Here is an 18,700-nt window from a genome sequence, read left to right on the forward strand (position 1 = left end):
TGCTTACTTTTGCGCTGTTCAAAAGTGAGCCGCCGTAAGGGCGGAACCCATACCCGCCGTTACCGCGGCAACGGATATGTACACATACCCAGAAGAGCGGGTCGTGTAGATACTCATGCTGCGATAGCGGTGTATCAGTTGGCAGATAAGTTGCTGACCCACAGCGATCGCAGGCAAGCCCGCTCCCACATTTTGTGTCGGCATATGCCCTACCGCCGCCGATCCTCCCGCGGGCACTTGGCAAACCGCGCCCGGTAGCTTCGGGTGAAGTACGACGGTGACTCAAACCCGCAGGCAATGCTCACTTCCAGCACGCTCATGCCGCTCTGGCGCAGCAGTTTGCGGGCTTTTTCCAGACGCAGGCCGAGGTAGAAGGTGCTCGGTGTTTCGTTCAGGTGCAGGCGAAACAGACGCTCCAGTTGGCGCCGTGTGACCTTGATCATCTGCGCCAGCGCCAGGGTGCTCAGGGGCGGTTCGGTGTGTTGTTCCATCTCGCCGATCACCTGCACCAGCTTCTGGTTGTTGATCCCGTAGCGAGTGGCGATCTGCATGCGCTGGTGGTCTTTGCGCGGGCGGATGCGGCCCAGCACAAACTGTTCGGAGACCTGGATCGCCAGTTCCGGGCCGTGGGCCTGGCTGATCAGGTCAAGCATCAAGTCGATGGAGGCGGTGCCACCGGCGCAGGTGATGCGCCGACGGTCGATTTCGAACAGTTCCTGGGTCACGGCCAGCGCGGGATAGGACTCCTTGAAGGCATCGATGGCTTCCCAGTGCAGGGTCAGACGGTAGCCATCGAGCAGGCCGGCCTGGGCCAGGACGAAGCTGCCGGTGTCGATGGCGCCCAGGGTCACACCGTCATGATCGAGGCGGCGCAGCCAGTGCTCCAGGGCTGGCGTGACGAACTCCAGCGGTTCGAAGCCGGCGACCACCAGCAAAGTCGCGCCCTTTTTCAGTGGCGCCAGCCCCTCGTCCGCGTTGACGGACATGCCATTGCTCGCCAGCACCGCGCCGCCATCCGCACTCAATACGTGCCAGCGATACAGCTCGCCGCGAAAACGGTTGGCCACGCGCAGCGGTTCGATGGCAGAGATAAAGCCGATGGCGGAAAACCCCGGCATCAGCAGAAAGTAGAAATCCTGGGACATGGTGCGCACTCGTGGGACGGGTAGCGTGGTCACTGTGATACGTCAGTTCCAACGCCCATTCAAGGGCACAGGTCGCCACAGTGCAAGATCGGGTCGCCGCCGTGCGTTTTACCGGGCATCAAGGTGGGTAACTTGGCGACACGGTGCACAAAGACGCCGGAACCCACAATAACGACCTGCCGAGGGATCCATCATGAACCGACTGATCAGCCGCTGCGTGCTCGCGCTCAGCGCCGTCCTGAGCACCAGCCTGTGGGCCGCCGATGCCGCCTCCTGTAAAAACGTGCGCATGGGTGTAGTGAACTGGACCGATGTGATCGCCACCAGCGCCATGACCCAGGTGCTGCTCGACGGCCTCGGCTACACCACCAAGCAAACCAGCGCCTCCCAGCAAATCATCTTCTCCGGCATTCGCGACCAGCGCCTGGACCTGTTCCTCGGCTACTGGAACCCGTTGATGACCCAGACCATCACCCCGTTCGTCGACGCCGGCCAAGTGAAAGTCCTCGACACGCCCAGCCTCAAGGACGCCCGCGCCACCCTCGCAGTGCCGACCTACCTGGCCGACAAGGGCCTGAAAACCTTCGCCGACATCGCCAAGTTCCACAAAGAACTGGGCGGCAAGATATACGGCATCGAACCAGGCTCGGGGGCCAACACCCAGATCAAGGCGATGATTGCCAAGAACCAGTTCGGCCTGGGCAAGTTCCAGCTGGTGGAGTCCAGCGAGGCCGGCATGCTCGCCGCCGTGGACCGCGCCGTGCGCCGCAAGGAGGCGGTGGTGTTCTTCGGCTGGGCGCCGCACCCGATGAACGTCAATGTGCAGATGACCTATCTGTCGGGCAGCGAGGACGCCCTGGGCCCCAACGAAGGCATGGCCACGGTCTGGACCGTCACCACGCCGACCTACGCCGAGCAGTGCCCGAATGTGCATAAGTTGCTGACCAACCTGACCTTCACCGCCGCCGACGAGAGCCGGATGATGCAGCCGCTGCTGGAGCACAAGGATGCCTTGGAATCCGCCAAACAGTGGCTCAAGGATCACCCCCAGGACCAGCAGCGCTGGCTGGAAGGCGTGACGACCTTCGATGGCAAGCCGGCGGCCGCCAACCTGCAATTGACCAGCAAGTAACTTCTCCTGAATCCCCGTTTCGCGGCCATCAACGGCCGCGAACAGCACCCTCACGCCTGTAAGGAACCCGCCCCATGAACCACGACGTCATCATCACCTGCGCACTCACCGGTGCTGGCGACACGACCGCCAGAAGCCCACACGTGCCGGTCACGCCCAAGCAAATCGCCGCGGCGGCGGTGGAGGCTGCCAAAGCCGGCGCCACCGTGGTGCACTGCCATGTGCGCGACCCGCAAACCGGCAAATTCAGCCGCGACGTAGCGTTGTACCGCGAAGTGATGGAGCGCATCCGCGAGGCGGATATCGACATCATCGTCAACCTCACCGCCGGCATGGGTGGCGACCTGGAAATCGGTGGCGGCGAGAACCCCATGGAGTTCGGCCCCAACACCGACCTGGTCGGCCCGTTGACCCGCCTGGCCCACGTCGAAGAACTGCTGCCGGAAATCTGCACCCTGGACTGCGGCACCCTGAACTTCGGCGATGGCGACACCATTTACGTCTCCACCCCGGCCCAGTTGCGGGCGGGCGCCAAGCGTATCCAGAAACTGGGGGTGAAGGCCGAGCTGGAGATTTTCGATACCGGCCACCTGTGGTTCGCCAAGCAGATGATCAAGGAAGGCCTGCTCGACAACCCGTTGTTCCAGCTGTGCCTGGGCATCCCCTGGGGCGCCCCGGCCGACACCACCACCATGAAGGCCATGGTCGACAACCTGCCGGCTGATGCGGTGTGGGCCGGCTTCGGGATTGGGCGCATGCAGATGCCGATGGCGGCGCAAGCCGTGCTGCTGGGCGGCAATGTGCGGGTCGGGCTGGAAGACAACCTGTGGTTGGACAAGGGCGTACTGGCGACCAATGGGCAACTGGTGGAGCGCGCCGGGGAAATCCTCAGCCGCCTGGGCGCGCGAGTGCTGACCCCGGCAGAAGGCCGCATAAAAATGGGCCTGACCAAACGCAGCTGATCCCCCTGCCGCAACCCGCTCAAAAATGTAGGAGCTGGCTTGCCTGCGATAGCGGTGCATCAGTTGATACATATGGCACTGACCCACCGCTATCGCAGGCAAGCCAGCTCCCACAATGAACCTCTTTAGCACTGGAAATTACCCAAATGAGCTTTATCACCGAGATCAAAACCTTCGCCGCCCTGGGCAGCGGTGTCATCGGCAGTGGCTGGGTGGCCCGCGCCCTCGCCCACGGCCTGGATGTGGTGGCCTGGGACCCTGCGCCCGGGGCCGAAGCGGCTTTGCGCAAACGTGTCGCCAATGCCTGGGACGCCCTGGAAAAACAGGGCCTGGCACCGGGCGCCAGCCAGGACCGCCTGCGGTTTGTCGCGACCATCGAAGAATGCGTGCAAGACGCCGACTTCATCCAGGAAAGCGCCCCGGAACGCCTGGAGCTGAAACTGGAATTGCACAGCAAGATCAGTGCGGCGGCCAAGCCCGACGCGCTGATCGGCTCCAGCACCTCGGGCCTGCTGCCCAGTGAGTTTTATGAGAGCGCCACCCACCCGCAGCGCTGCGTGGTCGGTCACCCGTTCAACCCGGTGTACCTGCTGCCGCTGGTAGAAGTAGTGGGCGGCAAACACACCGCACCCGAAGCAATCCAGGCAGCCATCAAAGTCTACGAGTCCCTCGGCATGCGCCCCTTGCATGTGCGCAAGGAAGTGCCGGGGTTTATCGCCGACCGCTTGCTCGAAGCGCTGTGGCGCGAGGCGCTGCACCTGGTCAACGATGGTGTGGCGACCACCGGCGAGATCGACGATGCGATCCGCTTTGGCGCCGGTTTGCGCTGGTCGTTCATGGGCACGTTCCTGACCTACACCCTGGCCGGCGGCGATGCCGGCATGCGGCATTTCATGGCGCAATTCGGCCCGGCGCTGCAACTGCCGTGGACGTACCTGCCGGCACCGGAACTGACGGACAAACTGATTGATGATGTGGTCGATGGCACCCGCGAGCAGTTGGGCAGCCATAGCATTTCAGCGCTGGAGCGCTATCGTGATGATTGTTTGCTGGCGGTACTGGAAGCGGTGAAGACCACCAAGGCCAAACACGGCATGAGCTTCACTGAATAACTGCTGTTGATTCCTGTGGGAGCTGGCTTGCCTGCGATAGCGGGGGTGAATCCAAAATCGCCATCGCAGGCAAGCCAGCTCCCACAGTTGACCGAGTACGGATCAGGGATTCATGACATGCCAACGTTGACCACCTACACCACCAAAATCATCCCCGACTGGGTCGATTACAACGGCCATCTGCGCGATGCGTTCTACCTGCTGATCTTCAGCTACGCCACCGATGCGTTGATGGACACCCTGGGCCTGGACAGCGACAACCGCGAAGCCAGCGGCCATTCGTTGTTCACTCTGGAACTGCACCTCAATTACCTGCACGAAGTGAAGCTGGGCGCCGATGTTGAAGTGCATACCCAACTGATCGCCCATGACAGCAAGCGCCTGCATCTCTATCACAGCCTGCATCGGGTCGGCGAAGCACGGGAACTGGCAGGCAATGAACAGATGCTGCTGCATGTCGACCTGGCCGGGCCACGCTCGGCACCGTTCAGCGAGGCGGTTGCGCAGCGGTTGGCGATGCTCAGTGCCGAGCAAGCAGACCTGCCCCGGCCTGCCCTGCTCGGACGCGTCATCGGCCTGCCCCAACGCTAACCTTGTAGGAGCGAGCTTGCTCGCGAAGAACGTCAACGATAACGCGCGCTGCCTGGTTAGACGCGGCGTCCTTGAGTTTTTCGCGAGCAAGCTCGCGCCTACAAAAAAGCAGGCATAAAAAAGCCCCGATCAAGCCGTGACAAGATCGAGGCAGAGTGCTTTGTGTGAGCGTGCGTCCCGAGGGTGACCAAACCGTCAAACCGCTTGCTTGAACCTAAGTGTGCCCGCAACGCTGCCCGGTAACTGGCCCGAAAACGACCTGTTCATAGTCGTCCCAGCCATTGCAGCATTCAGGCCTTGCCGACCCGCTGGCGGCCCACCAGAATCAAACCTGATCGAAGTCTTTCTTAACCAGGATGAACATCATGATGCACGCGGATTTGATTGATCAGGATGACCTGTTGAGCCAACTGCGCTCCCTGGGTTTCGAGGTGTCCAGCGGCGCCACCGCCGAGCAGGCCTGTGAATGCGCGGTACGCGGCTTGAGTGAAGCGCGGGCCAAGGCGCTCAAGGGCATGGTTGAGCAGATGTACACCGGCAGCGCGACGATTCTGCCGGCGGTGCGCCAGGCGATTGATAAGCAGTTGTTGCCGGCCCTGGTGCAGTTCAAGCAGAACTCCGGGGCCTGATACACCGCTATCGCAGGCAAGCCAGCTCCCACATTTGAAGGTGTTCACACATCAAAATGTGGGAGCTGCGGTGCGACGATTCGACTTGCCTGCGATGCAGACGCCCTGGTCTACAGCCTTACACTGGCAAACGTCGACTCATTGCGCGCCTGGCTCAACGCCGACATCGGCCCGGCCAACGGTGACAATACCAACGCCTGCGGGATCGGCATCATCGCCACTTGCTGGGTGGTGTTGGAACCTACGCGTTCATCCCGTGGCGGAATGCCGAAGTATTCGCGGTAGCACTTGGAGAAGTGCGGCGTGGACACAAACCCGCACACCGAGGCCACTTCGATGATCGACATCGGCGTTTGCTTGAGCAACTGCCGCGCACGAATCAGGCGCAGCTTGAGGTAGTAGCGCGACGGCGAGCAGTGCAGGTATTTCTGGAACAGCCGCTCCAGCTGACGCCGCGAGACGGCGACGTACACCGCCAGTTCATCGAGGTCGATCGGCTCCTCCAGGTTGGCTTCCATCAGCGCGACAATTTCCTGCAGCTTCGGCTGGTTGGTGCCGAGCATGTGCTTGAGCGGCACACGCTGGTGATCCTGTTCGTTGCGGATGCGCTCGTACACGAACATCTCGGAAATCGCCGCCGACAGTTCACGGCCGTGGTCGCGGCTGATCAGGTGCAGCATCATGTCCAGCGGCGCGGTGCCGCCCGAACTGGTGAAGCGATTGCGGTCGAGGGTAAACAAGCGCGTGCTCATCGACACCCGTGGGAAAGCTTCCTGCATCGATGCCAGGCATTCCCAGTGCACGCTGCAGTCAAACCCGTCGAGCAGGCCGGCGCAGGCCAGGGCCCAGCTACCGGTGCACACCGCGCCGAGGCGACGGGACTGGCGTGCCTGGCTTTGCAGCCACGACACATGTTCGCGGGTCACGGTGCGCTGGATACCCACGCCACCGCAAACAATCACGGTGTCCAGGGCTGGGGCTTTGTGCATGGAGCAATCGGGGGTGATTTGCAGGCCATCGCTGGCCCATACCTGGTTGCCGTCGACGCTCAAGGTGGTCCAGCGATACAGCTCGCGGCCGGACAATTGGTTGGCCATGCGCAGCGGTTCGACTGCGGACGCCAGGGAAATCAGCGTGAAATTGTCCAGCAGCAAAAAGCCGATGGATTGAGGCGCACGGTTCTGGGGTTGGGCCCCGGAGTTGAACGACGTCATCGCGGTATCTCCTCACACAAAGCGGGTGATGGCCTCAGGCGAGGCTCTTGTTATTGCACTCTTCATCCATCAGGAGAGAGGCTTTGGATTGATAGAGCAAATGCCATGCCTAAACTTGAATAGGCATTCAATAAATCCTAAAAACGACCTGTGAGGTGTCTATATAAGCCCCCGCCCGGCGTGAGGATATGACGTGGAAAAAGCCTACGCTCAAGGTCTGTGAGCAGATCGGTAGCACTTGTGGGAAAGCGCTTTCAGGACGTAGGAAACGGGTGTCACCACACGCACGGGCGACGGGTGGCAGGCGGGAATATCGTTTGGGAGCTACTTATCTGTTTGCGACGCGCTAAAAGGTAGCGCTTTTGGCGGGGGTGTTCACTTTATGAGCAGCGGTGTTTGAACTACCGCCATCGCGGGCAAGCCCACTCCCACATTTGAATGTATTCACAAATCACTTTTGTGGGAGCTGGCTTGCCTGCGATGCAGGCGACTCGGTCTCAGCATTCGACAGCACTCACCGCCAACCCACCCCGCGATGTTTCCTTGTACTTGTCATGCATGTCCGCGCCGGTATCGCGCATGGTGCGGATCACTCGGTCCAGGGAGATAAAGTGCTGGCCGTCGCCACGCAAGGCCATCTGCGCAGCGTTGATCGCCTTGACCGCCGCTATCGCGTTGCGCTCGATGCACGGCACTTGCACCAGGCCGCCCACCGGGTCGCAGGTCAGGCCCAGGTTGTGTTCCAGGCCGATTTCGGCGGCGTTGCACACCTGCTCCGGGGTTGCGCCAAGAATCTCGGCAAGCCCCGCCGCAGCCATGGCGCAGGCCGAGCCGACCTCACCCTGGCAACCCACTTCGGCACCGGAGATCGAAGCGTTCTTTTTACACAGGATGCCGATGGCCGCCGCACCGAGGAAGTAGTCCACCACGTTGGCCTCGGTGACTTGCTCACTGAACTTCATGAAGTAGTGCAGCACCGCCGGAATGATCCCCGCCGCGCCATTGGTCGGTGCGGTGACCATGCGCCCACCGGCGGCATTTTCTTCGTTGACGGCCAGGGCGAACAGGTTGACCCATTCCATGGCGCTCAAGGTCGAGCCGATCACATTCGGCTTGCCCAATTCCTGCAGGCTGCGGTGCAACTTGGCAGCGCGGCGGCGCACATTCAGGCCGCCGGGCAGGATGCCTTCGTGCTTGAGGCCCTGCTCGACGCAGTCCTGCATGGCGCGCCAGAGCTTCATCAGGCCACTGCGGATTTCTTCCTCCGAGCGCCAGACCTTTTCGTTGGCCAACATCAATTGCGCAACGCGCAGGTTGTGGGTGTTACACAACTGCAACAGCTCCACCGCGCTGGAAAAATCATAGGGCAACTCGGTGCGGTCCATATCGGCCACGCCGCTGCGCGCCTGGGCTTCATCCACCACAAAACCGCCCCCCACCGAATAGTAGGTATCGCGATGCAATTCGGTCTGGGCGCCGTAGACCACCAGGGTCATGGCATTGGGATGAAACGGCAGGTTTTCGTCGATCAGGCGCATGTCCCGCGCCCATACAAAGGGCACCGGCACGCGGTTGTCCAACAGCAGCGTCTGCGTCTGGCGCAGGGTCTCGATGCGCAGGCCGATCTGCGACGGATCAATCGCGTCCGGCCATTCGCCCATCAGCCCCATGATCACCGCGTTGTCGCTGCCATGGCCGATGCCGGTGGCCGACAGCGAGCCATACAGCTGAACTTCGACGCGCTGCACCTGTTCCAAAAGAGCACGTTCACGCAGGTTTTGCACAAACAACGCCGCGGCACGCATGGGGCCGACGGTGTGGGAACTGGACGGCCCGATGCCAATCTTGAACAGGTCGAAAACGCTGATAGCCATTGCGCGAAACTCCTCGATAGCACAGTCCAGGCGCAATAACGCCTGGTGGCGGAGCTGCTACGCTCAAGTCGCCCAGATGGCCGCATCATCAAGCTTTCGCTGCGCCGTCCGGCGTCTCACACCGACATACCCATGCTCACCAGCGTCGTCCCCGCGCAATGGGGCGTAATCGCCGTTTTTGGCGGTGCAGATCGAGAAAAAGTGCAGTTTTGCCTGTGGAAAAACCTGTAAGCGACGTCACCGACACTGGATACGACCATCCCTGTACTGGATACGACGCACCCTGTAGGCGTCAGATTTTCACTGGTACATGATCAGTCTCGACTCGTTTGCAAGGCACCGAGGCGGCACCTAGCTCGCACGCCCCAACTGCAACACTTATAAGCGCGGTCAAGCACCGCCGGAAAAACACCAGGAGTCCAAACCCATGAAAGGTTCCCCCCCGTTGTTGTTGGCCGCCATGCTGAGTCTTCCCCTTGCGGCTCACGCTGCTGATCCCGAGCAGTGCAGTACCGTCAACTTCTCCGATGTCGGCTGGACCGATATCACCGTCACTACCGCCACCACCAGTGAGATCCTCAAGGGCCTGGGCTACAAGCCCCGCACCACGATGATTTCCGTACCCGTGACCTACAAGTCCCTGGCCGACGGCAAGAACATGGATATCTTCCTCGGCAACTGGATGCCGACCATGGAGAACGACATCAAGCAGTACCGTGATGCCGGCACCGTGGAAACCGTGCGCGCCAACCTGGAAAACGCCAAGTACACCCTGGCAGTGCCACAAGCGCTGTACGACAAGGGCCTGAAAGACTTCGCCGATATCACCAAATTCAAGGACGAGCTGGATGGCAAGATCTACGGCATCGAGCCTGGCAATGACGGCAACCGCACCATTCAGACACTGATCGACAAGGATGCCTTTGGCTTGAAATCGGCCGGTTTCAAGATCGTCGAATCCAGCGAAGCCGGAATGCTTTCCCAGGTCGAACGTGCCAGCAAACGCGACAAGGCCATCGTGTTCCTCGGCTGGGAACCGCATCCGATGAACACGCGCTTCAAGATGAAATACCTGACCGGGGGTGACGATTCGTTCGGCCCCAACTACGGCCAGGCCACCATCTACACCAACACCCGCAAGGGCTACTCCGAGGAATGCAGCAACGTGGGCCAGTTGCTGAAAAACCTGGTGTTCACCCTGGACATGGAAAGCACCCTGATGGGTAACGTCCTCGACGACAAAATCAAACCCGATGCCGCCGCCAAGGCCTGGCTGAAGAAAAACCCACAAGTACTCGACACCTGGCTCGCCGGGGTCACCACCCTTGATGGCAAACCAGGACTTGCCGCCGTAAAAGCCTATCTCGACAAGTAATCGCTGACCCTGGGCCGGCGTGCCGGCCCAGGATGTTTTCCCTCTTCGCATGTGGACATTCACTACCATGCTGACTGAACAGAAAATCCCCCTAGGCCAGTACATCGCTGCCTTCGTCGAATGGTTGACGCAGAACGGCGCCGATTATTTCGACGCGATCGCATCGACACTGGAAACGATGATCCACGGCGTGACGTTCGCGCTGACCTGGTTCAATCCGCTGGCATTGATCGGTCTGATTGCGCTGCTTGCACACTACATTCAACGTAAATGGGGGCTGACTGTTTTTGTCATCGTCTCCTTCCTGTTGATCCTCAACCTGGGGTACTGGCAGGAAACCATGGAGACCCTGGCCCAGGTGCTGTTCGCCACCCTGGTTTGCGTGTTGATCGGCGTGCCGCTGGGCATCGTTGCCGCGCACAAACCGATGTTCTACACGATGATGCGCCCGGTGCTCGACCTGATGCAGACCGTGCCGACCTTCGTCTACCTGATCCCGACCCTGACCCTTTTCGGGCTGGGGGTGGTACCCGGGCTGATCTCCACGGTGGTGTTCGCGATCGCCGCGCCAATCCGCCTGACCTACCTGGGCATCCGCGATGTACCGCAAGAACTGATGGATGCCGGCAAGGCCTTTGGCTGCTCGCGCCGCCAACTGCTCTCGCGCATCGAACTGCCCCACGCCATGCCGAGCATTGCTGCCGGTATTACCCAATGCATCATGCTGTCGTTGTCGATGGTGGTGATCGCGGCCCTGGTGGGCGCCGACGGCCTCGGCAAACCCGTGGTCAACGCGCTGAACACCGCCGACATTTCCCTGGGCTTTGAAGCGGGCCTGGCGATTGTGCTGCTGGCCATCATGCTCGACCGTATCTGCAAACAACCCGATGCCAAAGTAGGGGGTGATGCATGAGCATTATCCGATTCGACAATGTCGATGTGATCTTCTCCAAAGACCCACGCGAAGCCCTCAAGCTGTTGGACGAGGGGATGCACCGCAACGAAATCCTGAAAAAGACCGGGCAGATTGTCGGCGTGGAAAAAGCCAGCCTGGATATCGAGAAAGGCGAAATCTGCGTGTTGATGGGCCTGTCCGGTTCCGGCAAGTCGAGCCTGTTGCGCTGTATCAACGGCCTTAACACCGTGAGCCGTGGCCAGTTGTTTGTGGAGCATGAAGGTCGCCAGATCGACATCGCTTCGTGCACGCCGGCAGAGCTGAAAATGATGCGCACCAAGCGCATCGCCATGGTGTTCCAGAAGTTCGCCTTGATGCCCTGGCTGACTGTGCGCGAAAACATCAGCTTTGGCCTGGAGATGCAGGGTCGCCCCGAGAAGGAGCGGCGCAAGCTGGTGGACGAAAAGCTCGAACTGGTCGGCCTGACCCAATGGCGCAACAAGAAGCCCGACGAACTCTCAGGCGGTATGCAACAGCGCGTCGGCCTGGCCCGCGCCCTGGCGATGGACGCCGATATCCTGCTGATGGACGAACCGTTCTCGGCCCTCGACCCGCTGATCCGCCAGGGCCTGCAGGACGAATTGCTGGAGCTGCAACGCAAGCTGAGCAAGACCATCGTGTTCGTCAGCCACGACCTCGACGAGGCACTCAAGCTGGGCAGCCGTATCGCGATCATGAAAGACGGCAAGATCATCCAGTACAGCGTGCCGGAAGAGATTGTGCTGAACCCGGCGGATGACTATGTGCGCACGTTCGTCGCCCATACCAACCCGCTCAACGTTTTGTGCGGCCGCAGCCTGATGCGCACCCTGGACAACTGCAAGCGGGTCAACGGTTCGGTATGCCTGGATCCGGGCGGCGACTCGTGGCTGGACCTGGCCGAAGGCAACACCATCCAGGGCGCGCGGCAAAATGGCGTAGCGATGAACCTGCAGAACTGGGCGCCGGGCCAAGCCGTGGAAGGCCTGGGGCGGTTGCCGACCTTGGTGGATTCGAATATCGGCATGCGTGATGCGTTGCAGATTCGCTACCAGACCGGCAACAAGCTGGTGCTGCACGACAACAACAAGGTGGTGGGGATTCTGGGGGACAGCGAGCTGTACCATGCCCTGCTGGGCAAGAACCTGGGCTGAAGACCCAACTGAAGGAACTGGATCAATGTAGGAGCGAGCTTGCTCGCGAAAAACTCACAGGCACCGGGTTCCTCCAGGAAACACGGTTATCGTTGACGTTTTTCGCGAGCAAGCTCGCTCCTACATTTGACCGCATTGCCAAGTTTGAACAGGCGGTGTCAGTGACGACACCGCCGGCTTTTATCAGCTATAGACACGGCCAAGGAGCTGCCGATGGCTTTCAAACTGATCGAGCACATCCCGGGTGATCTGTTCCTGGGTGAAGCCCATCAGGTCGTATTCCTGACCGCCGTTGTGCAGGTAGACCTCGGCGCGGTAGTAGCGCGCACGCTCCTCGTCCGCTTCGATCGACTCACTCGGCGCCGCCAGGTAGCCATCCAGGCTCACCTCGTAGACAAACGGGTTGCCTTCCATCTCGATCCGCACGCCAATGCAGCGCTTGGATTTACCCAACAGCGTCTGCACATCCAGCCCCTGGGCGCGCAACGCCACGGCCGCTTCTTCCAGCGCCGGGGTGACTTTCTTGTCCATGAAACGCTGCACCACAGCCTGGCTCGGTTGCAGGTCCTGAGCAGTCAGGCGCTCGCTGAAACCACGACGGCCGCGTTCGGCCAATTGCGCCTGCTCCTGTTCGATGGCCACGTCCTGGCGCATGGCCTTGTGCAAACCGAACATAAAGAAGATCAGCACCACCGAGAACGGCAAGCCCGCCAGCACCACCATGGTCTGCATGGCTTCGAAGTTACCGGCAAACAGCAAACCGATGGTCACCAGGGTGATCACCGCCGACCAGAAGATCCGCAGCCAGTGCGGCGCATCCTCATCCACGTTGCCGCCTTTGCACGACAGGTTGGCCATCATCACCGCGCCGGAATCCGCCGGCGTCAGGAACAGCACAAAGCCGACAAAGATCGACACGCCGATCACCACTTTCGACGCCGGGTAGTATTCCAGCAACTGGTAGATCGCCATGGAGGGTTGCTCCAGCGCGGTCTTGCCCAGCTCTACGGCCCCATGGTTGAGCACCAGGTCCAGGGCCGAGTTGCCGAAGATCGACAGCCACGCCAGGGTAAAGCCCAGCGGAATCAGCAGTACGCCCGCCACCAGTTCACGCACGGTACGGCCACGGGAAATACGCGCGATGAACATGCCCACGAATGGCGCCCAGGAAATCCACCAGGCCCAGTAGAACAGGGTCCACAGGCCCATCCAGCGCTCGGATTTCTCGCCATCGCCTTCGTACACGTACAGGTCGAAGGTCTTGAGCACCAGGCCGTTCATGTAGTCGCCGATGTTCTGCACAAAGCCGTTGAGCAGGTGCAGGGTCGGGCCAAACAGCAGCACAAAAATCAGCAGGCCGCTGAACAACACAATGTTGAGGTTGGACAGGCGGCGAATGCCGTTCTCCACGCCCGACACGGCAGCGATGGTCGCCACGGTGCTCATCACGATGATCACGATCAGCAGGTTGGTGTTGCTGTGCTCCATGCCGAACAGGTTTTCCAACCCGGACGACACTTGCATCGAACCAATCCCCAGGTTCGTCACCAGGCCCAGCAGGGTCACGAACATGCCGAAGCCGTCCACCGCGTGACCGGCCGCGCCTTTGACCCAGCGCTCGCCCATCAATGGGTACAGCGCCGAACGCAGCGCCAGCGGCTGGTTATGCCGGTAGGCAAAGTACGCCACGGCCAGGCCGACCAGCGCGTAGATCGCCCAGCCATGCAGGCCCCAGTGCAGGAAGGTCAACTGCAACGCCTGGCGCGCGGCCATATGGGTGGCGGCGGCGCCTTCAGGCGGGTTGAAGTAGTGGTCCAACGGCTCGGACGCGCCGAAGTACAGCAACGAAATGCCGATGCCCGAAGAGAACAACATGCCGGCCCAGGCGCCGTAGCTGAAGTCTGGAGTGTCGGCCTTGCTGCCCAGCTTCAATTTGCCGTAGGAGGAAAACGCCAGGCCCACCACGAATACCAGGTAGGCGGCGATGACCACCATGTAGTACCAGCCAAAGCTTTTCGAGAGCCAGGTCTGGGCGACTCCCAGCATTCTGCCGGCCTCTTGCGGGGCGATGATCAGAACGGCGGTCAACAACAGGATCAACGCGGTGGAGGTGTAGAACACCCAACCGTTGACCCGCACCTTTTCCGGTGGGGTCTTTATAAGAGAGGCAGAACTCATGGCACAGAGGCTCCGGGCAGTGCGAGAGAGGACACAAGGCAGCGCTTGACCCGCGCCATCGATTTTTCGGCAGTCGACGGACGGGTGTTATAAAGACATCCCGAAAAACCCCGAACCCCAGCGAAGCGCTGTGACGGGCTGTTTCAGGGGTTTTTACGGATGTCAGATGTGCCTGCCGACATGTAGGAAATACCTGTAGGCAGCGACCATTTGTCGCAGATCTTATTCTTTGTTGATTGAACGTTCAATCAAAACAAAATAGACTGGCCCTCAAGCCGACGAACGTTTACGCCCGTCGGCAGGCCTAAGGAGAGGTGCTACATGCCCAAGGTCGGTATGCAACCCATACGCCGCCAGCAGTTGATCGAAGCCACATTGACGGCCATCGATCAGGTTGGGATGGGAGATGCCAGCATTGCGCTGATCGCCCGTCTGGCCGGCGTTTCGAACGGCATCATCAGTCACTACTTTCAGGACAAGAATGGCCTGATCGCCGCAACGATGCGGTACCTGATGAATGTGCTGATCGAGAACGTCCACGAACGCAGGCTTGCGCTGAAGGACGACAGCCCACGGGCGCACCTTCGGGTGATCATCGAGGGCAACTTCGACGCCAGCCAGGTCAACGGCCCGGCAATGAAAACCTGGCTGGCCTTCTGGGCCACCAGCATGCACCACCCGTCTTTGCACAGGTTGCAGCGGATCAACGATCAACGTCTGTATTCCAACCTGTGCTGCCAGTTCCGCCGAGTGCTACCGCTGCCGCACGCACGCAAAGCAGCCAGAGGCCTGGCGGCCCTGATCGACGGCTTGTGGTTGCGCGGCGCCCTGTCGGGAGACGCTTTCGACACGGAGCAGGCGCAACGGATCGCTTACGAATACATGGATTTCCAATTGGCCAAGCAGGTGAGTTAGAGCACACATAAACGCTCAACCCCTGAACGGCTACTGAGTGGGCTGCGCCCCTCAGTGGTTAACGCCAACCACTTATGCACTTGCGAGGACTTTATGGCCCGTTTCGAACTGCAAAAACTCTACATTGACGGCGGCTACAGCGACGCTGGCAGCGATGCCACCTTCGAAGCCATCAACCCGGCTAACGGTGAAGTTCTCGCCAATGTGCAACGCGCCACTTTCGAAGACGTCGAGCGTGCCGTGGTCAGCGCCGAAAAGGGCCAGAAAATCTGGGCCGCGATGACCGCCATGGAGCGTTCGCGCATCCTGCGTCGCGCCGTGGAAATCCTGCGCGAGCGCAACGATGAACTGGCTGCCCTGGAAACCCTGGACACCGGTAAATCCTTCTCCGAAACCAAGTACGTCGACATCGTCACCGGTGCCGACGTGCTGGAATACTACGCCGGCCTGGTGCCTGCCATCGAAGGCGAGCAGATCCCGCTGCGCACCACCTCCTTCGTCTACACCCGCCGCGAGCCGCTGGGCGTGGTCGCCGGCATCGGCGCGTGGAACTACCCGATCCAGATCGCCCTGTGGAAATCCGCCCCAGCCCTGGCTGCCGGCAACGCAATGATCTTCAAGCCAAGTGAAGTGACGTCGCTGACCACCCTGAAACTGGCCGAGATCTACACCGAAGCCGGCGTTCCGGATGGCGTGTTCAACGTCCTGACCGGCAGCGGCCGTGAAGTCGGCACCTGGCTGACCGAGCACCCGCGCATCGAAAAAATCTCCTTCACCGGCGGCACCGACACCGGCAAGAAGGTCATGGCCAGCGCGTCGAGCTCCTCGCTCAAAGACGTGACCATGGAACTGGGCGGCAAATCCCCGCTGATCATTTTCGACGACGCCGACCTGGATCGTGCCGCCGATACCGCGATGATGGCCAACTTCTACAGCTCCGGCCAGGTCTGCACCAACGGCACTCGCGTGTTTATTCCAAAGCACCTGCAAGCCGCCTTTGAAGCCAAGATCGTCGAGCGTGTTGCGCGCATCCGCGTCGGCAACCCAGAAGACGAAAACACCAACTTCGGCCCGCTGGTCAGCTTCGCCCACATGGAAAGCGTGCTCGGCTACATCGCCAAAGGTAAAGAAGAAGGCGCACGCCTGCTGTGCGGCGGCGACCGTCTGACCGCTGGCGACTTCGCCAAGGGTGCGTTCGTGGCACCGACTGTGTTCACTGACTGCACCGATGAGATGACCATCGTGCGTGAAGAAATCTTCGGTCCAGTGATGAGCATCCTCACCTACGAGACTGAAGAAGAAGTGATCCGTCGTGCCAACGACACCGACTTCGGCCTGGCTGCTGGCCTGGTCACCAAGGATCTGAACCGCGCCCACCGCGTGATTCATCAGCTCGAAGCGGGTATTTGCTGGATCAACGCCTGGGGCGAGTCCGACGCCAAGATGCCGGTTGGCGGCTACAAGCAGTCGGGTGTTGGCCGTGAGAACGGGATCAGCTCGCTGAACAACTTCACCCGCATCAAATCGGTACAGGTTGAGCTGGGCGACTACGCCTCGGTGTTCTAAACCCGAGTTCTGTATTGCCTGCGAGGCCGCCATCGCAGGCAAGCCAGCTCCCACATTGGAATGCGTTCCCCTGTGAGAGCGGGCTTGCCCGCGATGGAGCCCGACCTGACCATCTCCAAAGAGGGTGCATTTATGTCCCAAGAATACGACTACATCATTGTGGGTGCCGGCTCTGCCGGTAACACCCTGGCGACCCGTCTGACCGAAGACGAAGGCGTCACCGTCCTGCTGCTGGAAGCCGGCGGCCCGGACTACCGTCTCGATTTCCGTACCCAGATGCCCGCTGCCCTGGCGTTCCCGCTGCAAGGCCGCCGCTACAACTGGGCCTATGAAACCGATCCAGAGCCACACATGGACGGCCGCCGCATGGAATGTGGTCGCGGCAAGGGCCTGGGTGGTTCCTCGCTGATCAACGGCATGTGCTACATCCGTGGCAACGCCATGGACTACGACAACTGGGCGAAACTGCCTGGTCTGGAAAACTGGAGCTACCTCGACTGCCTGCCGTATTTCCGCAAGGCCGAAACCCGCGACATCGGCCCTAACGATTACCACGGTGGCGAAGGCCCGGTCAGCGTGACCACGCCTAAGGCCGGCAACAACCCGCTGTTCCACGCCATGGTTGAAGCCGGCGTGCAGGCCGGCTACCCGCGCACCGAAGACTTGAACGGCTACCAGCAGGAAGGCTTCGGCCCGATGGACCGTACCGTCACGCCGAACGGCCGTCGCGCCAGTACCGCCCGTGGCTACCTGGACACCGCCAAGAAGCGCTCGACCCTGACCATCGTCACCCATGCCCTGACCGACAAAGTGTTGTTCGAAGGCAAGCGTGCGGTCGGCGTGCGTTACCTGATCGGTGCCGCCGAGGAACGTGTTGAAGCCCGTGCGCGCAAGGAAGTGCTGGTGTGCAGCGGCGCAATCGCCTCGCCACAACTGCTGCAACGTTCCGGTGTCGGCCCGGCCAAACTGCTGGAAAGCCTCGACATCCCGGTGGTCCACGACCTGCCAGGCGTCGGCGAAAACCTGCAGGACCACCTGGAGCTGTACCTGCAATACGCCTGCACCCAGCCAGTCTCGCTGTACCCCTCGCTGCTCTGGTACAACCAGCCGGCGATCGGTGCCGAATGGCTGTTCAACGGCACCGGCATCGGCGCCAGCAACCAGTTCGAAGCGGGCGGTTTTATTCGTACCCGTGAAGAGTTCGAGTGGCCGAACATCCAGTACCACTTCCTGCCGGTCGCGATTAACTACAACGGCAGCAACGGTGTGAAAGAGCACGGTTTCCAGGCACACATGGGCTCCATGCGTTCGCCGAGCCGTGGCCGTGTGCAAGTGAAGTCGAAGAACCCACGGGACTACCCGAGCATCCTCTTCAACTACATGGCCACCGAGCAGGACTGGCAGGAATTTCGCGATGGCATCCGCCTGACCCGTGAAATCATGCAGCAGCCGGCGCTGGACCAGTACCGTGGCCGCGAAATCAGCCCAGGCATCGAGGTGCAAACCGACGAGCAACTGGACAAGTTCATCCGCGAACACGCCGAAACCGCGTTCCACCCATCCTGCTCGTGCAAGATGGGCACCGACGAAATGGCCGTGGTCGATGGCGAAGGCCGCGTGCATGGCATGCAGGGCCTGCGGGTGGTCGATGCGTCGATCATGCCGATCATCACCACCGGCAACCTGAACGCGCCAACCATCATGATCGCCGAGAAAATCGCCGACAAGATGCGTGGCCGCCAGTTGCCGCGCAGCACCGCCGACTACTACGTGGCCGGCGATGCGCCAGTGCGTGGCAAGCCGTTGCGTGAAGTGGGTCCTAGCCTGTAGGAGCGAGCTTGCTCGCGAAAAACCTCAGAACCCCGCGGGGCACCAACTGCCCCGCGTCATCGTTAACGACATTCGCGTGCAAGCTCCCC

At 61.0% G+C, this 18,700-nt stretch carries 15 protein-coding genes; 11 read left to right on the top strand and 4 right to left on the bottom strand.

Annotated features, from left to right (window positions below; all coding sequences use genetic code 11):
- Positions 1 to 209: 209 nt before the first annotated feature.
- Positions 210 to 1,145, bottom strand: coding sequence for a GlxA family transcriptional regulator (locus tag BHC62_RS00005; protein ID WP_029300663.1), 936 nt, complete (start codon positions 1,143 to 1,145; stop codon positions 210 to 212).
- Positions 1,146 to 1,338: 193 nt separating this feature from the next.
- Between BHC62_RS00005 and BHC62_RS00010 the strand changes: the two genes are divergently transcribed.
- From BHC62_RS00010 to BHC62_RS00030, 5 genes are all read left to right on the top strand, one after another.
- On the top strand, positions 1,339 to 2,277 hold the full coding sequence (locus tag BHC62_RS00010; RefSeq protein ID WP_029300664.1) for a choline ABC transporter substrate-binding protein: 939 nt from the start codon (positions 1,339 to 1,341) through the stop codon (positions 2,275 to 2,277).
- 74 nt (positions 2,278 to 2,351) lie between these two features.
- Positions 2,352 to 3,239, top strand: a complete 888-nt coding sequence (locus BHC62_RS00015) for a 3-keto-5-aminohexanoate cleavage protein (protein ID WP_070993945.1) — start codon at positions 2,352 to 2,354, stop codon at positions 3,237 to 3,239.
- Positions 3,240 to 3,385: 146 nt separating this feature from the next.
- Complete coding sequence (locus BHC62_RS00020; RefSeq protein ID WP_029300666.1) at positions 3,386 to 4,351, top strand: L-carnitine dehydrogenase; 966 nt, start codon at positions 3,386 to 3,388, stop codon at positions 4,349 to 4,351.
- Positions 4,352 to 4,468: 117 nt separating this feature from the next.
- Positions 4,469 to 4,942, top strand: coding sequence for a thioesterase family protein (locus tag BHC62_RS00025; RefSeq protein ID WP_070993946.1), 474 nt, complete (start codon positions 4,469 to 4,471; stop codon positions 4,940 to 4,942).
- Positions 4,943 to 5,307: 365 nt separating this feature from the next.
- Positions 5,308 to 5,571: a hypothetical protein gene (locus BHC62_RS00030; RefSeq protein ID WP_029300669.1), complete on the top strand. Its 264-nt coding sequence runs from the start codon at positions 5,308 to 5,310 to the stop codon at positions 5,569 to 5,571.
- 110 nt (positions 5,572 to 5,681) lie between these two features.
- On the opposite strand, the gene BHC62_RS00035 is transcribed toward BHC62_RS00030, so the two are convergent.
- Together BHC62_RS00035 and BHC62_RS00040 are read right to left on the bottom strand one after the other, a co-directional pair.
- Positions 5,682 to 6,785, bottom strand: a complete 1,104-nt coding sequence (locus BHC62_RS00035; RefSeq protein WP_029300670.1) for a GlxA family transcriptional regulator — start codon at positions 6,783 to 6,785, stop codon at positions 5,682 to 5,684.
- A 497-nt stretch (positions 6,786 to 7,282) separates the two neighbouring features.
- Entirely contained in the window at positions 7,283 to 8,659 is a 1,377-nt protein-coding gene (locus tag BHC62_RS00040; RefSeq protein WP_029300672.1) for an L-serine ammonia-lyase, read from the bottom strand.
- Between the two features lie 427 nt (positions 8,660 to 9,086).
- Between BHC62_RS00040 and BHC62_RS00045 the strand changes: the two genes are divergently transcribed.
- The 3 genes from BHC62_RS00045 to choV all read left to right on the top strand — a co-directional run bounded on the left by BHC62_RS00045 (position 9,087) and on the right by choV (position 12,122).
- A complete protein-coding gene (locus BHC62_RS00045; RefSeq protein ID WP_029300674.1) occupies positions 9,087 to 10,034 on the top strand; it encodes a choline ABC transporter substrate-binding protein in 948 nt (315 codons plus the stop codon).
- Positions 10,035 to 10,101: 67 nt separating this feature from the next.
- Positions 10,102 to 10,947, top strand: coding sequence for a choline ABC transporter permease subunit (choW, locus tag BHC62_RS00050; protein WP_029300676.1), 846 nt, complete (start codon positions 10,102 to 10,104; stop codon positions 10,945 to 10,947).
- Positions 10,944 to 12,122, top strand: coding sequence for a choline ABC transporter ATP-binding protein (gene choV / locus BHC62_RS00055; protein ID WP_029300678.1), 1,179 nt, complete (start codon positions 10,944 to 10,946; stop codon positions 12,120 to 12,122). The genes choW and choV overlap by 4 nt, the downstream gene beginning before the upstream one ends.
- 183 nt (positions 12,123 to 12,305) lie before the next feature.
- Here the strand turns inward: choV and BHC62_RS00060 are convergent, their stop codons facing one another.
- Entirely contained in the window at positions 12,306 to 14,243 is a 1,938-nt protein-coding gene (locus tag BHC62_RS00060) for a BCCT family transporter (protein WP_232545555.1), read from the bottom strand.
- 378 nt (positions 14,244 to 14,621) lie between these two features.
- Here BHC62_RS00060 and betI point away from each other — a divergent pair, with 378 nt between their 5' ends.
- The 3 genes from betI (at position 14,622) to betA (ending at position 18,611) form a co-directional block, all read left to right on the top strand.
- Positions 14,622 to 15,215, top strand: coding sequence for a transcriptional regulator BetI (gene betI / locus BHC62_RS00065; protein ID WP_010207128.1), 594 nt, complete (start codon positions 14,622 to 14,624; stop codon positions 15,213 to 15,215).
- Positions 15,216 to 15,308: 93 nt separating this feature from the next.
- A complete protein-coding gene (gene betB / locus BHC62_RS00070; protein ID WP_029300682.1) occupies positions 15,309 to 16,781 on the top strand; it encodes a betaine-aldehyde dehydrogenase in 1,473 nt (490 codons plus the stop codon).
- A 132-nt stretch (positions 16,782 to 16,913) separates the two neighbouring features.
- Entirely contained in the window at positions 16,914 to 18,611 is a 1,698-nt protein-coding gene (gene betA / locus BHC62_RS00075; RefSeq protein ID WP_070994075.1) for a choline dehydrogenase, read from the top strand.
- Positions 18,612 to 18,700: the final 89 nt, after the last annotated feature.

Source organism: Pseudomonas sp. 06C 126 (genome assembly GCF_001855215.1).
GTDB lineage: Bacteria > Pseudomonadota > Gammaproteobacteria > Pseudomonadales > Pseudomonadaceae > Aquipseudomonas > Aquipseudomonas proteolytica.

Excerpts from the sequence above, each read along its gene's own strand:
- BHC62_RS00005 (WP_029300663.1), bottom strand. The coding sequence starts at position 1,145 with ATGTCCCAGGATTTCTACTTTCTGCTGATGCCGGGGTTTTCCGCCATC.
- BHC62_RS00010 (WP_029300664.1), top strand. The coding sequence starts at position 1,339 with ATGAACCGACTGATCAGCCGCTGCGTGCTCGCGCTCAGCGCCGTCCTG.
- BHC62_RS00015 (WP_070993945.1), top strand. The coding sequence starts at position 2,352 with ATGAACCACGACGTCATCATCACCTGCGCACTCACCGGTGCTGGCGAC.
- BHC62_RS00020 (WP_029300666.1), top strand. The coding sequence starts at position 3,386 with ATGAGCTTTATCACCGAGATCAAAACCTTCGCCGCCCTGGGCAGCGGT.
- BHC62_RS00025 (WP_070993946.1), top strand. The coding sequence starts at position 4,469 with ATGCCAACGTTGACCACCTACACCACCAAAATCATCCCCGACTGGGTC.
- BHC62_RS00030 (WP_029300669.1), top strand. The coding sequence starts at position 5,308 with ATGATGCACGCGGATTTGATTGATCAGGATGACCTGTTGAGCCAACTG.
- BHC62_RS00035 (WP_029300670.1), bottom strand. The coding sequence starts at position 6,785 with ATGACGTCGTTCAACTCCGGGGCCCAACCCCAGAACCGTGCGCCTCAA.
- BHC62_RS00040 (WP_029300672.1), bottom strand. The coding sequence starts at position 8,659 with ATGGCTATCAGCGTTTTCGACCTGTTCAAGATTGGCATCGGGCCGTCC.
- BHC62_RS00045 (WP_029300674.1), top strand. The coding sequence starts at position 9,087 with ATGAAAGGTTCCCCCCCGTTGTTGTTGGCCGCCATGCTGAGTCTTCCC.
- choW (WP_029300676.1), top strand. The coding sequence starts at position 10,102 with ATGCTGACTGAACAGAAAATCCCCCTAGGCCAGTACATCGCTGCCTTC.
- choV (WP_029300678.1), top strand. The coding sequence starts at position 10,944 with ATGAGCATTATCCGATTCGACAATGTCGATGTGATCTTCTCCAAAGAC.
- betI (WP_010207128.1), top strand. The coding sequence starts at position 14,622 with ATGCCCAAGGTCGGTATGCAACCCATACGCCGCCAGCAGTTGATCGAA.
- betB (WP_029300682.1), top strand. The coding sequence starts at position 15,309 with ATGGCCCGTTTCGAACTGCAAAAACTCTACATTGACGGCGGCTACAGC.
- betA (WP_070994075.1), top strand. The coding sequence starts at position 16,914 with ATGTCCCAAGAATACGACTACATCATTGTGGGTGCCGGCTCTGCCGGT.